The organism is Arthrospira sp. PCC 9901, from assembly GCF_059013425.1.
In genome coordinates this window covers 3981888-3997032 of sequence record NZ_CP102296.1, presented here as the reverse complement: position 1 = coordinate 3997032, position 15145 = coordinate 3981888, and the positions used below count along the sequence as shown (strand labels likewise).

At 41.2% G+C, this 15145-nt stretch carries 11 protein-coding genes and 2 tRNA genes; 7 read left to right on the top strand and 6 right to left on the bottom strand.

Annotation, left to right across the window (positions count from 1 at the left end; translation table 11 throughout):
* Window positions 1-26: 26 nt before the first annotated feature.
* The 6 genes from NLZ44_RS17735 to NLZ44_RS17710 form a co-directional block, all read right to left on the bottom strand.
* Window positions 27-1250, bottom strand: coding sequence for a class I SAM-dependent methyltransferase (locus NLZ44_RS17735; protein WP_187758572.1), 1224 nt, complete (start codon window positions 1248-1250; stop codon window positions 27-29).
* A gap of 44 nt (window positions 1251-1294) precedes the next feature.
* Window positions 1295-2359, bottom strand: coding sequence for an NAD-dependent epimerase/dehydratase family protein (locus NLZ44_RS17730; RefSeq protein WP_187758571.1), 1065 nt, complete (start codon window positions 2357-2359; stop codon window positions 1295-1297).
* A 76-nt stretch (window positions 2360-2435) separates the two neighbouring features.
* Entirely contained in the window at window positions 2436-5219 is a 2784-nt protein-coding gene (locus NLZ44_RS17725; RefSeq protein WP_493750625.1) for a tetratricopeptide repeat protein, read from the bottom strand.
* Between the two features lie 78 nt (window positions 5220-5297).
* Entirely contained in the window at window positions 5298-6086 is a 789-nt protein-coding gene (locus NLZ44_RS17720; RefSeq protein WP_315646807.1) for a class I SAM-dependent methyltransferase, read from the bottom strand.
* A 95-nt stretch (window positions 6087-6181) separates the two neighbouring features.
* Window positions 6182-7213 (bottom strand): glycosyltransferase family protein, encoded by a 1032-nt coding sequence (locus NLZ44_RS17715; RefSeq protein WP_493750624.1) that lies wholly within the window; start codon window positions 7211-7213, stop codon window positions 6182-6184.
* Window positions 7214-7316: 103 nt separating this feature from the next.
* Window positions 7317-9053: a glycosyltransferase gene (locus NLZ44_RS17710; protein WP_493750623.1), complete on the bottom strand. Its 1737-nt coding sequence runs from the start codon at window positions 9051-9053 to the stop codon at window positions 7317-7319.
* Window positions 9054-9279: 226 nt separating this feature from the next.
* Here NLZ44_RS17710 and NLZ44_RS17705 point away from each other — a divergent pair, with 226 nt between their 5' ends.
* The 7 genes from NLZ44_RS17705 to hpsN all read left to right on the top strand — a co-directional run bounded on the left by NLZ44_RS17705 (window position 9280) and on the right by hpsN (window position 15142).
* Window positions 9280-10023 carry an SDR family NAD(P)-dependent oxidoreductase gene (locus NLZ44_RS17705; RefSeq protein WP_315690438.1) on the top strand — a complete coding sequence of 248 codons (744 nt, stop codon included), beginning with the start codon at window positions 9280-9282 and terminating at the stop codon, window positions 10021-10023.
* 121 nt (window positions 10024-10144) lie between these two features.
* Window positions 10145-11284 carry a hemolysin family protein gene (locus NLZ44_RS17700; protein ID WP_008056506.1) on the top strand — a complete coding sequence of 380 codons (1140 nt, stop codon included), beginning with the start codon at window positions 10145-10147 and terminating at the stop codon, window positions 11282-11284.
* Between the two features lie 163 nt (window positions 11285-11447).
* Window positions 11448-11529 (top strand) — tRNA-Tyr (locus NLZ44_RS17695).
* Between the two features lie 3 nt (window positions 11530-11532).
* Window positions 11533-11604 (top strand) — tRNA-Thr (locus tag NLZ44_RS17690).
* Between the two features lie 130 nt (window positions 11605-11734).
* Window positions 11735-12868, top strand: a complete 1134-nt coding sequence (locus NLZ44_RS17685) for a glycosyltransferase family 4 protein (RefSeq protein WP_006670492.1) — start codon at window positions 11735-11737, stop codon at window positions 12866-12868.
* A gap of 39 nt (window positions 12869-12907) precedes the next feature.
* Window positions 12908-14092 carry a glycosyltransferase gene (locus NLZ44_RS17680; protein WP_008056509.1) on the top strand — a complete coding sequence of 395 codons (1185 nt, stop codon included), beginning with the start codon at window positions 12908-12910 and terminating at the stop codon, window positions 14090-14092.
* A 57-nt stretch (window positions 14093-14149) separates the two neighbouring features.
* Window positions 14150-15142, top strand: coding sequence for a hormogonium polysaccharide biosynthesis glycosyltransferase HpsN (hpsN, locus tag NLZ44_RS17675; protein WP_315648756.1), 993 nt, complete (start codon window positions 14150-14152; stop codon window positions 15140-15142).
* Window positions 15143-15145: the final 3 nt, after the last annotated feature.

Genomic DNA, 15145 nt, shown 5'->3' with positions numbered 1-15145 from the left:
TATTCAAGTTGAGAATTGGCGATAAATTAGCAGTAGACATCTTGCTGATAGTAGTCAACCAACCTATACTGATGCTCAATCAAAACAGTTTTGACAGAAATCCCAACTCGCTTAATTTCCGCAATGATATCTTTGGCTCTCCACTGAGAAGGAATAATAATGATATCTACTGGGTGTTCCAGCAACCAATCTCGAAAGCGTATTTCTTGACCCGTACCCGGCACAAATTTACCGGCTTTAGAAATATCAGAATCAACCACAATAGGAAATCTTTCCACATCTACACCATAGCGATTCATAAAAGCTGACGATCTCCCCAATCCTCCCCAAATTGCAACCTTAGATCCTGAGCAGTACAACTGCTCCAGTTGAGCCTTGATATCTGCCAAACCTTGGTCTGTAGAAAATCGATAATTTTGACATTCCTCAGCTATCTTTAATTGATGATTTTTGACACCCAACCGAGTCAGACCATAGATAACCTCTCGGTCATAACCGTAACCAATTTTATCAATAGATAAGCTAGACTGAGATAGCATTCTGGTAAATGAGCTAGTTGTAAATTGGGAAATATGTTCATAGAAAAAATCTACCGTCCTTCCGGTTTCCACCACCCTGTCTGCACAGGGAACTTCCCAATAGGTCAAAGGACTGATGCCCAGATGAGTGGCTACCAAAGCCAGTCTTTGTAATAAACCCAAGGGATTCTTAAGATGCTCTAAAACATGACGGCTGACGATCAAATCGGGCATAAGTTCCGGCAGGTTGACTTCCGGATTAAACATCTCAGATCGAAACTCAACCAGGCCTTCTCCATCCTGAGCGCCATTAACATCAAAACCCACATAACGACCTTTGGGATTGAGAGTTCTCAGTCCTGCCAAAAAGCTGCCATCTCCATGTCCGATTTCTACAACCACTGGTTGATCAGGCAAAATCGTCAGGATCTGCTCCTGAATTTCTCTCATAAATCCCGACCATAATACTCCCTGATTAAAAGATGGGTAAGGCTGCTCAGAATAGGGAACCTTTTGATAGTCAAAAGCATAGTTATAAATATGCCCACAGTCCACACATCTAACATAGTCCAATGGTAAGTATTCTAAATCTTTAGATTCTTGATAAGTTTTAGGAATCACTGTATTAGCCAAAGGATGGTGTTGCTGAAACAAAGGAACTGATATGTGATGACCACAAGCGGGACAAGATTCTCCGTCTCTAATTTCTAACTCTAAATTTGCAAATTTCATCGGTTAATATTTTATTAATATTGACTACTTAAACTGTAAAAATGTCACACCCAACGCTCTGTATTTTTGACAAACATTTCCTTCAAAATATCGGGAACTGTGTAAGTAAAATGCCAATCTGGGTAATGTTTTTTAAACTTCGATACGTCACTAATCCACCAAATATGATCACCAATCCGATTCGACTCAGAATAAGTCCAATTCAATTTTTTTTCAACAATCGATTCACAATGCTGAATGGCTTCTAACATAGAACAGTTACTATGGCGACTCCCACCCATGTTATAAACTTCACCAATTCGAGGAGAAAGATAAAAGTGATAAAAGGCGTTAATCAAATCGTAGCTGTGAATGTTATCGCGAACCTGTTTGCCCTTATAGCCAAAAACTTGATAGGGAGTTCCCATCATTGTACATTTTATTAAATAGGATAGAAACCCATGTAACTGAGTCCCAGAATGAGTCGGTCCGGTCAAACATCCACCTCGAAAGGCGGCTGTTTTCATGCCAAAATAGCGACCGTATTCCTGCACCAATAGGTCTGCGGCAGCTTTGGAAACTCCAAATAAAGAGTGCTTAGATTGATCGATGCTCATGGTCTCATCAATCCCATTTGCATAGATATGATCCGGCTCAATTTCCCATCGCAACTCTTGTTCCACTAAAGGTAAAATATTAGGAGAATCACCATAAACTTTATTGGTCGAACAGTGAATGAAAACAGCATTTGGGCAGTGTTGACGAGTGGCTTCTAATAGAACCAAAGTTCCATTGGCGTTGATGGTGAAATCAGTTTCTGGATCTTGAGCCGCCCAATCGTGGGAAGGTTGACCGGCTGTATGAATAATCAGTGAAATATCCTCACCATAAGACTTAAATATTTGGTCGATATGATGGCGATCGCGAATATCAGCTTGACAGTGAATATATTGATCCTGATAAATAGATAGCAGGCGATTCAGATTCCATTCTGTTGAAGCCTCTTCACCGAACAAAGTTTGTCGCATATTATTATCTATACCTACCACCGTATAGCCTTTTTCTATAAAAAAGCTCACGGCTTCCGATCCGATCAACCCGGCTGAACCTGTAATTAAAACAATTGTCATTTGAACAATCCTATCGATGTTTAACCATGGCAGCAAACCAAGCTAATTATACCACATTTTCTGAAAATTTGAGATATTAATAACCATAAATTTCTACCTCATCCAAATGTAAATAGGTTCTGGCATTTAACTGAATGCGGACATACCTAGCCGCCCGGGAAGCAACAGAGACAATCAAAGGTTTTCCATAGATGCCTCCAGGTACTAATCTGCGATCGTTGACATAAACTTGTTCCCACTCATAGCCGTCGGTTGACAATAATATGTTCAGAGTTATAGCGCGTTCTGAATAATCAATATTATCGACACGGTTATAAATTCGGACCTGTTGTATCGCACGTACCTCCTGTAAATCAACTTGCCACCAAGGGTTATCCTCTAAACTTGTGCAAAAACTATAACTACCTGTTTTGTAACCATTAACTGCCCGTTGAGGATCGTCAGGTTTTGACCATTTCGAGAAAGAACTTTGTTGAGCTGGCTTATTTAAAGCCAGATTTTCTCCGGAAGTTTCTAACCAGTCTGGAGATGTTTGACACAGCTCAGGCGATGGCTCATGTTGTGGTGATAGCTGTAATTCTGGAGCAAAAATTATTTTCAGCTTATCTATTATATTTTTATGGGCTAGTGTCCTAGCCTTACTTAGTTCATCGTTGGGCAAAGAAGCAATTTTATTAACTGTGGCAATGCAGCGATTCATCCGGTCATTAAATTCATCAATAGTCATGGCATCAATATATTCAAACAAAGCTTCTGGATGATTGAATTCCGAGTAATCCAAAAAACTATGGGCGGGAAAGTCTTCATAAATTGCATTTCCTTTCCCATAATAAATTGGTAAACATCCTGCTTCTAGTGAATGCCAAATTTTTTCAGTGCAATAATAGGGATAACTCGTACTTTCAAAACACAAGTTAAAGTGATATTGTCGCAGTTGTTCAATTTTTCTTATATACTGGCTTTGGGCTTTTTGTCTTGCTATTTTTCGAGAATCCTCGACAGCGACACCACGTTTCCAACCGGGGCCGTAGATGTCAACTTTTCCCAAATCAAATCCCACATAAGCAATGTTATTTCTAATCTTGATTAAGTCCAGATCGACTCCATCCTTAATTAAGGGAACTGCCGGTTTGCAGGTCGCTATGATGACGACCTTTTTGCCTTTTGGTTTATCGAATGAACTCAGATTTACATAGTTCATAATTGGCAACTCAAAATAATTGTAATTATTTACATAAATGTTCTTTGTATAAGTGTTCATAATATTGACTTCTACATTTGTCAATATATAAATCTTGTCGAAGAAGTGAGTATCATAACGAGGTTCATGAGTCCATACTAAATATTTCTTCAGTTTTCCATACTTTTTAATATAAGGGTATAAATTTTTCAGATGGCGAGACAAAAACATATCTGCTTCTTCTGGGCTATTCGTAAACACAAATTTTTCTGATTTTAAAAAATCGTAGTTAGCCCGTGCATGAAAACTGGTGTATCTCATGTCATCGGCGCGGTAAATTTTGATATCTGTATTTTCAGAAAGCACGGGTGTATGTTGGGCTGTAGCCATTGCTTGATCCAACTCATACAAAACCGCCGGTTGATCTAATCCTAACTTCACGGCTTGACGATAAGATGCGATCGCCTGCTCCCACAGGTGCTGCTTTGCCAACATTCTCCCCAAGCTCAAATGCAACCACCCAGCATCTGGGTTAACCGATATTCCCTGACGAAAAGCCTCTTCAGCCTCATACAACCGTCCCAATTTAGAGAGAGTTTCTCCTAACTTCTGATAAACCCAATAAAAACTAGAATTTTCCTGAATCGCTTCACGATAAACCTCCACTGCTTCCCCGAGCTGATTCATCCGCTGTAACAGGTTGCCTTCTTCCAGCTTGCTGACCATCGATATCTCCTTAGATTTACACAACATTTTCAGTTGGTCAGATTTTAGATTTGATTCTACATCATAAACACAGATCAGGCGACGGAGTGGTGAACCGGGTTCAGTGATGAACTGATAATAATTAGGTTCTCGTCCAAACCAATGATTCATTTTTTCTAGGTCAACCGGGTCATGAATATGACCTTTTGTGCGTCCTGCCTGCCATTTGTAAGGTACGGAAACGACCAACACACGACCAGTTTTCAAGAGTTTCTGACAAAAAGCCCGAGCATTTCGCACGTGCTCAATCACCTGAAGACAGGTCAAGATATCAAATTTCTTTCCTGGATTATATTTGAGAAAATCTGTCTTAACATGAACCACGCCTGGAGCTTGATAAGGGTTGCGTAAATCAATAGAATATCGTTCTGGAATCCAGGCAAACCAATCGAGATAAGGACATCCATTGGAACCGACATCTATCATTGAGTTGGCATTGTTCCCGATCAGATTAATAATGTATCTAATTTCCCGGAGATAGTTACTGTTCTCTCGTCTAGACCAATAAGAATATTCTGGATTTTGATTGTCCTGATGGCTTGGAATACCCTGATTTCCTCGACTCTGGGATGCTAAATATATCTTTAAAAGCGATCGCCTCTCTGACAACTTCCCCTCAATCTCCGTCGCGGTTTCTTCGACTTGAACTGCCTCTGCATTTCGACCCAAAGCCCGCAAAACTCTCCCTAGATCTAGGTGATACCAATCTTTATTAGGGTGTCGCTCCACCGCTTGCTGATAGGCTTCTGCTGCTTCCTCTAAACGTCCTAACTTCTCTAATGCTTCGCCGAGCTTGTAGTGAGACCAATGAAAACTAGGATCATGTGCGATCGCCTTTTGGTAAACAGCCACAGCCTCCTCAAGCTGATTACTCCTTAGCAGTTGATTTCCTTGACTAAACTCACTGGCTGTCATATTAAAACCTCATCAAAAATTATAAATATTTACGAACTCGTTAGGTGGATGATATCTTTTGATTGCGGATTTCATGATTTATAATAGCAAATCACTTTTATCCATAAAGAAAAGGGACGAACCAACATAGTTACGCCATTTAGACTTGGGAATATTATATTGAATCAGTTCCTGTTCTGAGAACTCATCCTCAAGATGAATATCTAAGTTGACCGGAACTACCATACCCAGAGACATCTTTAAATCTGAAGAACTAAATCTGCGTATATGATCCTGTTGACCAAAATACTTACGATTTTCATCTGGACTTAACGAACCAAAGGAATCCAGAAAAGCCTTACCCATAACTGGCACACCAAAAATGTGTTTTCCACCGGGTTTCAGCAATCTATTTAATTTAATTAAAACTGCTGTGTAGTTACAAGGAATATGTTCTAAAACGTGCAAATGAACAACTATATCAAAGCTTTCAGTTTGCCAATTATCTAAATCTTTACATAAATCCAGCTTGCGAACATTGGTAATTCCTTTTTTTTTATACCTATCAGGATTGATGTCAGTGGGTACATAATTATTCCCAAGAATCGAAGAAAAGTATTTTGACAATCCATAATCAGGAGCTAAATGTAGCACTTTCATTCCTGGCTGTGGAAGTAAAAACTTTTTCAGGTACAACATTATAATGCGTGTTCTCTCTACAGAACCACAGTTTTTACACTTAACTTTTTTTCGGTTCATGCTATCTATAAATTTATCACAGCCACAAAGATTACAAACGGGCTTTATGGCTCGATTATCATTCTTTGTTTTCCCGAGTTTAGAGCCAGAGTATTGATTGCTTAATTGGTTTAATTCACTGTTTGACATATTTCTAAAATTCTTGATTATCAACAAAATAGCTATTAATCATCGGTTCATAATAACCACAACATTGTGCTATGTAATCGCTTCAAAAATATCGACTAATTATCACAATTAATAATATTCATTACCCTCCTATAATCAAAGTTTTTGTATACAAAATCTCGACCAATTTTAGCCCGATTGATATATTGCTCTGGGTCAGACCATAATTCCTGGACTATCAAACTAACCTGTTCGGGGTTGGCATATAAAGCCGCACCACCAAAGGTTTCTTGAAACTGAGGGTCAAGAATTACCGGAATCCCTACTGCCATAGCTTGTATAATCTCAATACCCAAAGCTTCGATATAACTTTTATTAGGATAATAAATAAACAAGTCTAAATCTTCCAAAAACTCCTGCATACCCATGCGATCGCCAGAAATAAATTGCCAATTCTTAGGCTGTTTCCCCAGTAAATCAATAGCCCCCTTAGCACTGCCTAATATTCTCACATCCCAAGCATTATCTACACCATATATTTGCTTGAAAGCCGTCAATTCTCCAGGCCATTGCATAGAAGTATTAGCCCCGTGACGACCCACGACAGGCTTCTGATTACCCTGACCCCGCCACCGCAACTTTTGTCTACACCACTGTTCGACATCTATCATTGGATACCAGGGAGTTGGGTATGGCTTGGGGTAACGTTCATCTTCTGTCATTAACCTTTGAAGAGATAAAGAAGAAGGTATCCAGTCTCCTTCTTTTCCGAACATGGTCTTGAGATTCGCCCTGACAATATATGGATCGTATTGTGGCTCAGACCCATCAATTAAACCCTCTGCAAATTGATTCACAATCACTATCAATTTGTCGGCGTTTATGGCGGGGAAATCATCGAGTCTATGCTGTAGAGCTTTCGGACAACCAAAAACGATAATTTTAGCCTCAACTTGGTCTCCTGGTGTCAGTATATCTACCCCATACTTCACACAGACATCATAAAAGCTAGATTGAAGGCTGATGTTAGGACTGGTATTGTAGCTGCGCCAATGGACGACGGCAACCTTCAACCCCGACCGACAAGCGGCGACAACAAAGTTCAGGTTACAAACAAAAACACTATCACCGTTCGCCCAATCTGCCACCACAACCCCATCGTAAAAATATGTTTCGGATTTTAAAGGATGATTGCCCTTAGGGCAAGGAAAGGAGCGTACTTCTTCAGACAACTTGGGAGAAGTTGCGAAATCAGAGCCGAGAATGCCAATATTTGTAAGAATCTCTGTAATGCCATCTGATGCCAAATTCCATGGTTTTGATATGAGTGGTTTTAGCACGAGTTAAGGAATTCTCTCTTGCCATTCCCAAAGATAACATTATATCGGATTTAATGCGGTACAGGGCTTTGGCACCATAGGCTTTTTCTAATCTTAATTGAAACTCCGTATCGCCCCCGATTCTAACAGCGTCCCAGACACCCACTTTGTCGAGGGCTTTTCTTTTGAACATCAAAGAGGAAAAATTTAGATCGAAAAGCCGATGTTTCGGTCTTCGTCCCCCCACCACCATGAGATTTTCATCAACTCGTACCCAGTGAGACATCACGGCAATACAAAAACTTTTTTGATTGTTCATCACCTCAATTTGATACTCAATTTTTTGAGGGTGAGACCAATCATCACTATCATTAACCATGATTAAATCACCTGTGGCAGATGCTAATCCACGATTTCGAGTCGGATAACAACCTTCATTAACATCTTTAGCAATGAGCTTAACACGACGATCGCGTTCAACATATCCTGCCACCACTTCACGGGTATGATCACTGCTACAATCATCAACTACAATAATTTCGATATTTCTCCAGGTTTGTGCCAGCAGACTATCCAGAGCGATGTGTATGGTTTCTGCTGCATTGTAGGCGGGTATAATTACAGAAACCTTGAGCTTCTGATTCTTAATCTTGGGTTCCGCATGAGCTGTAATATTAGACAAGGATAATGGCAAACTATGATCCTTGAGGACTAGAGGTGATAGCCCTTGCTTTTCGTAAATTTTATTGATATAGTATAGGGTCAATGTTTTAGCTTCAGATTCCTGTCCTTTTTGTAAAGAAACTATTCGTTGTATGTTAGCTTTCAGCAGTAAAAAATCTGCTTTTTCTCCTTGAACTTGGATAGCAAAATCTAAGCGTTTTTCCGCCTGATTTATACGGTTGAGCTTGATTAAACATTGAATTTCTGCGAGTAAATATCTCGAATGGATTTCAGCCCCCAATATATTGATTAACTCAATATTCTCTAATGCGAGTTCATAATCACCGTCAACATAGTACCAACGAACTAACTCCCAAGCAGCCTGAATCCGCTCACTTTTGGCTGCTGTTAAATCATGCTTAATTTCTTCTAGTGCAGGTAGAGCATATCGTGAGTACCCACCCCAAAGCCTTTCCCCAAAATCTTGAGCTGTAAAATGAGGCGGTTTCAGAAAATTTTGGGAGGATGATAACTGAGATTTTCGGTGCGAAAGTCGGCGACCGGGTGATGCTTTCTTGGGTGCTGACTGAGAAGGGCTTTTAGGAATTGAGTAATTATTGTTTTTTGCGGTGGTAGTTGAACTAATTTGATGGGTAGAGTTCATGGAAAAATCGGAAGGCAACGATCGCACTACCCCTAACTTAGGATGAATTCCACCCCCCTGTTCTTCAGCTTTTTCGGCTTCTTCAACCCGTCCCACCTGCCGCAAAACCCGGCTTAAATTCACATAAGACCACGCCGCCTCTGGCTTCAATTCTACCGCGCGCCGATAAGCAGCGATCGCCTCATCAAAACGTCCTAACTTCTCCAGCGCCTCCCCCAAATTTTGGTAAGCCAAGTAAAAGTCCCGGTTTTGACCGATCGCTTTTTGATAAGCAGCGATCGCCTCCTCCAGTTGGCCATTACGGAGAAACTCATTACCTCGGCTAAAATCGCTTGCTGACATATCAAATGGGTATAAGAGACAGGGAACAGGTTTTGACACACTAGATTGTAATGTAGATCCGCGCACCTGAAAAGTTCCCGAACCGAAAAATATTGTACACCCCCACCCCAAGTCACAAACCATATCCCTTGTGTAAGTCCCATAGCTGCTACCATTGAGCGTATAGATACCCCAGTCGCGTTTATTGAGAAAACAAGTTTGTCGATCGCTAAAAGGACTTAATTGATTGAATATTTTGATTGTTGGTGCTAGTGGTGGTATTGGCTATGGGTTTGTCGAGATCTTGTTACAAGACCCAGCAATTGACAGGGTTTATGGGACTTATCGGCGTTGGGAGTCCGCCCAAGACTTGTTAAACTTGGCCAGTCGGTATCCCCAGCGTCTGGTCTGTCTGTCCATGGATATTACCCAAGAATCTGATCTAGTCGTCGCTTTGGAAACCATTAGCCATCAAACCAGAGAATTAGACCTCGTGGTTAATTGTATCGGGATATTGCATCGTGTAGGGTTGCAACCCGAGAAGAGTTTGCGACAAATTAATAGCGATCGCCTCATCGAGTATTTCCAGGTTAATAGTATTGGCGCAGTATTGTTAGCCAAACATCTGTTACCCTTTTTCAGTAGCCCGCGCCGCCATGTTTTCGCCACAATTTCCGCCAAATTAGGCAGTATTGGCGATAATTATTTAGGTGGGTGGTATGGTTATCGCGCCTCCAAAGCCGCTTTAAATATGTTAATGCGAACCGTTGCGATCGAATATTCCCGCAAAAGTCCCCAAACCATTGTCGTCATGCTACACCCAGGGACCACAGACACACAGCTTTCCCAACCCTTTCAAAAAAATGTCGCACCCGAAAACCTATTTTCAGTTAATCGAACTGTACAACAACTCTTAGACGTGATTAACCGCCTAGAAATCAGTGATAGTGGTCAGTTTCTGTCCTGGGATGGGACAAATTTGCCCTGGTAGTAACTGAAAAACCTATAACAACTATGTTAAACTCGCTTAATTCAGTAGTGAAGTATTCATTCTATAATGAATCGATCTCACTCAACTTCAAAATAATAGTTTTAGAATTTGGTATCCCCCTGTGATTGGAATATCCCTCCCGGAATACCTGGCGACTACGGCTGCAGTTGCACCTTTGTTAGGAAATGTCTGGATAGATTTGCTGATTTTGCTGTTCATGTTGGTATTATCGGCATTTTTTGCTGGTTCAGAAACAGCTATCACAGCCTTAGATAATCTCAAGTTGCGGGCGCTAATTCGAGAACAAGGTGATCCCAATCGGATGTTTACCCTGGTTTTGGAGAAACGGGCGCGATTTATTACTACTCTTTTGGTCGGCAATAATTTAGTTAATAACTTCTCCGCAATTCTCACCAGTAATTTATTTGCTATTTGGTTAGGTAATGCCGGGTTAGGAATTGCTACCGCTGTCGTCACCTTTTTGCTGTTGGTCTTTGGAGAAATTACCCCCAAATCTTTGGCCATCATCAACGTTCTACCTATTTTTAAGGCAGTTATTCGTCCCATTTACTTGCTGTCTATTCTCCTGTCTCCGGTTATTTATCTATTTGAAACGATCGCCCAAAGTATTATCCGGTTAGTCAACCGGGGCGCTGTACAACCCGGTTTGTCCGTCCAGGAACTACGGTTAATGATTGAGATTTTAGGGGGTCGCGGTCAACTCGACTGGCAAAAACATCAACTGTTAAATAAAACCCTGGTCATGGATTATCTCATGGCGCGGGAGGTCGTGAAACCCCGTATTGATATGCGGACTATTTCCCATCAGGCGACGGTCGTTCAGGTCATAGATTTGTGTTTGGAAACTGGTTATTCTCGTATTCCCGTCCAGGGAGAATCAAAAGATGAAATTGTCGGGATTGTGCATTTGAAGCGGGCGCTACAACTGATGCGCTCAATTAGTGCTGATAGCCCGCCGCCATCCGTCACAGAAGCCATGATTCCCCCGGTTTATGTACCGGAGACCAAAAGGGTGGGTAGCTTGCTTACAGAGATGTTACAGCAGCGCTTACACATGGCGATCGTTGTTGATGAATATGGGGGGACAGTTGGCTTGGTCACTTTGGAGGACATTTTAGAGGAGTTGGTCGGGGAAATTTACGACGAAAGTGATTTTCCCAGTCGGATGGCCCGCAATAAACCTATGAATTCTTCCCCCTCCCGTTCCGGGTCCTCTGGCTTACCCTGGATTAAACATTGACCAGTTATCTGGCCATTAATTCGGGTTTCAGGAAAGCGAAAGTTATTTTTGGTATTCGCTCAAACCCTTGACAGGTAAGGGTTTTGGGATTTACAAAAAAAAGTTTTCCCAAACACTAGCTTTTTTTGAGATTTGTGATACCATTATAAATTGTTGAATAAATGGGTCGGTGCCCGAGTGGTTAATGGGGGCGGACTGTAAATCCGCTGGCTACGCCTACGCTGGTTCAAATCCAGCCCGGCCCACTTGCCCTTGTAGCTCAGTGGTAGAGCACACCCTTGGTAAGGGTGAGGTCACGAGTTCAATCCTCGTCAAGGGCTTATTATTGCTTAATATTTCCGTGGACGCAAGCCATACCTTGTCTATGCCATGGTAAAACTATGATACACTGGTCACGGGTGAATCTACAGAATTGGTATTGACAAGTATCCTGGGTTATAATTATAGTTAATGAAAATACTGTTGATTGGGAATTACCTACCAGATGCTCAACAAAGTATGCAGCGCTTTTCGGCTGTCATGGAGAGCGAGTTAAAAAAAGCAGGTCATGACGTGCGCTTACTGCGTCCCGAAGCCAAGTTGGGACAGCTTAAACCCGGCGGTAGTGGTGTAGGAAAATGGTTAGGATATATCGATAAGTTTATCATGTTTCCCCCTACATTAAAAGAACACTTAGCCTGGGCTGATGTTGCTCATATTTGCGACCATTCCAATGGATTTTATACCCGCTACTTACAAAAAATCCCCCATATTGTTACCTGTAATGATTTACTAGCCGTCCGTTCAGCTTTAGGAGAAATCCCCGAAAATCCCACCCGGTGGACAGGTCGGCAACTTCAACAAATCATTCTGAAAGGGTTAAATCAAGCTCAACGAGTAGCCTGTATTTCGGAAAAAACCAGAGAGGATTTACTGAGGATTAGCGAACTAGAACCCCAGGCGGCAACTACTATTTATATGGGGTTAAATTACCCTTATCGCCCCATGTCAGAAACTGAATATAAACCCAGGCTGGCAAAATTAAAAGTTCCCGAAAATAGTTCTTTTATTCTCCATGTAGGTGGTAATCAATGGTATAAAAATAGGTCAGGAGTTGTCAAAATCTTTGCCCATCTTCAACAAAAACTGGCCAAGGGCGATATTTATTTAGTGATGGCGGGAGCCCCCTTTACTGAAGAATTACAACAACTGATCACAAACTATGAATTAGAACCATTAGTTATTCCCTGTGTTAATATCGATAATGAAGACCTCCGCGCTTTATACTCGGCGGCGATCGCTTTACTATTTCCATCCCTTCAAGAAGGGTTTGGCTGGCCGATTATTGAAGCCCAAGCCTGTGGCTGTCCGGTGTTTACATCCCATATACCTCCTATGACGGAAGTGGGGGGAGAGGTAGCGATTTATATTGACCCTAAGAATCCCCAAGAATCAGCCACTAAAATTCTGGATTCCCTCAATATAATTAAGCCAGACCCCCAACCATTATTTGATAATGCCAAAAGATTTACTACGGAGAAAATGATTAATGAATATATAGGTTTGTATGAACAAGCGATCGCCGCTTCCGGAAAACTTGGGTAAAACTAATGTGGAAAAATTCACCAAATCACCTATAAAATTATGGCAAAAGTTTTACATATTATTCCTTCAGTGAGTCCCATTAGAGGCGGGACTAGCGTTGCTGTGATCGAGATTGTTCAGGCGCTAAGAAATTGTCAGGTAGAGGCGGAAATTCTCACCACTAATGATAGCGGTCCGGGAGTGTTAGAGATTCCCTGTGGTGAGTTTATAGATTATCAGGATGTACCAGTTTTATTTTTCCCGAGATGGTCTCCCTCCGTTCAAGCCTTGTCTGAATATGCGATTTCTCGGAAACTTATGCAGTGGCTAAATACCCATATTAAGGGTTATGATTTAGTGCATATTCACTCCCTATTCTCCTATGTTTGTACATTTGGGGCGAGGAAGGCGCGACAGAAATCAATCCCCTATGTGATTAGTCCTCACGGTCATTTTTCCCCCTGGGTGATTAATCAAAAGCGGCTGAAAAAAAATATCTATAATTTCCTGTTGGAAAATGCCAACTTAAAAAAAGCGTCTCTGATTCATTGTACCACTAGGTTAGAACAAAAATATGTGGGTGATTTTGGTATTGATGCACCCACGGTTAATATACCTTTAGGAATTCATTTCCCGACGGCTTATCCTAACGCTAAAATAGCCCTGCGTGACAAATATAATATTTCGGTTGGTATCGAAACTCCGATTATTTTGTTTCTGTCCAGGATTCACCCCAAAAAACAACTTGATTTTTTGCTGAAAGTTTTGGCTAATATCCAGGAAGAAAATAACTTTCATTTGGTGATTGGAGGGAGTGGAGAACCTGCTTATTGTCAATATATTGAGGGAATAATCAGCAGCCTGGGATTAGGGGAAAAAGTGACATTTACAGGTTTTGTTAGCGGTGAGGATAAACAACTTTTACTCTATGGCTGTGATTTCTTAGCATTACCATCTTTGGGGGAAAACTTTGGTATTGCGGTGGCTGAAGCTATGGCGGCTGGATTACCTGTAGTGATTACCCCGGAAGTTGAGATCGCGGTAGATGTAATTGAAGAAAATGCTGGTTTGGTTGTACCGGGAACCCTAGACCAGTGGGAAAGTGCTTTAAAGCAGTTAATTAATACACCGGATATCAGGCGAGAAATGGGTAATAATGGACAAAACTTATCTCGACAGCGCTATAATTGGAATGTGATTGGTCCTCAGTTTGTGGAGGCTTACAATTCGATTTGTCAGCCCTAAAATCGGGAAGGCGATCGCTTTATACTTAATCAGTAACTATTGGATGTTATCAAAACTATGAATCTTCCTAAAGTATCTGTAATTATTCCCACCTATGGACGCGAAGAATTATTGCGGAATAGTTTATCTGATGTGATGAATAATGATTACCCCGATTTAGAAATTTTGGTGGTTGACCAAACGAAAAACCATGAACCGGAAACTCAAGAGTATTTAGAAAAGTTTTCCAAATCCGGTAAAATTTCCTGGTTTAAACTGGACTGGGCTAGTTTACCGGGGGCGAGAAATTATGGGGTGCGACGCGCTACGGGAGACATTGTAATCTTTATTGATGATGATGTTACACTTGAGACGAGTTTCGTCATGTATCATGTTCGCAACTATCTTGATCATCCTGAAATTGGCGCGGTAGCGGGTCGGGTATTAACCCCAGAACATTTACAGGGAACCCACAAACAACCGACTTTTGATTATCTACCACCAGAGGCGAGTGATCCGGGTATTGCTTGGTATTATTTGGATGTGGTTAATACTATGAAACCTCAAAAAATTATTAGTGGTCGGGGGTGTAATATGTCTTTTAGGCGATCGCTTTTTACTGACCATGGAATTTGGTTTGATGAACGATTTAGGGGTAGCGCGGTTCGTGAGGAGTCGGATTTTTTCTTGGATATCCGAAAAACTGATTATCAGATTTGGTATGACCCAGAAGCTGTTTTAGTGCATATTGGGGAACCCACCGGAGGCTGTCATGATATTAGTACCCGGTCTTTAGAGTACCAAATTACCCATTATCATAATCATTTTTTGATGGCATTTAAGCATTTAACCTGGAAACAATCCCTACATTTATATATCCGTTTATTTGACTGTCATGTTCTCGGACATCCCCCTTGTAACAAAAGTGGCGGGTTTACTAAGATTATAGCGAGGGGGATTTTCTATTTCTGGGGATTTTTTAGTGCCATTTGGACTCAAATACAAGGACTGTGGAATGATGGACAGATTTACACGCGCCAAGACCCCCAAGCTATATCTGGGGTGAATTAAGAG

Bases quoted from the DNA above. Each gene is read 5' to 3' on its own strand.
- NLZ44_RS17735 (WP_187758572.1), bottom strand. From the start codon at position 1,250: ATGAAATTTGCAAATTTAGAGTTAGAAATTAGAGACGGAGAATCTTGT.
- NLZ44_RS17730 (WP_187758571.1), bottom strand. From the start codon at position 2,359: ATGACAATTGTTTTAATTACAGGTTCAGCCGGGTTGATCGGATCGGAA.
- NLZ44_RS17725 (WP_493750625.1), bottom strand. From the start codon at position 5,219: ATGACAGCCAGTGAGTTTAGTCAAGGAAATCAACTGCTAAGGAGTAAT.
- NLZ44_RS17720 (WP_315646807.1), bottom strand. From the start codon at position 6,086: ATGTCAAACAGTGAATTAAACCAATTAAGCAATCAATACTCTGGCTCT.
- NLZ44_RS17710 (WP_493750623.1), bottom strand. From the start codon at position 9,053: ATGTCAGCAAGCGATTTTAGCCGAGGTAATGAGTTTCTCCGTAATGGC.
- NLZ44_RS17685 (WP_006670492.1), top strand. From the start codon at position 11,735: ATGAAAATACTGTTGATTGGGAATTACCTACCAGATGCTCAACAAAGT.
- NLZ44_RS17680 (WP_008056509.1), top strand. From the start codon at position 12,908: ATGGCAAAAGTTTTACATATTATTCCTTCAGTGAGTCCCATTAGAGGC.
- hpsN (WP_315648756.1), top strand. From the start codon at position 14,150: ATGAATCTTCCTAAAGTATCTGTAATTATTCCCACCTATGGACGCGAA.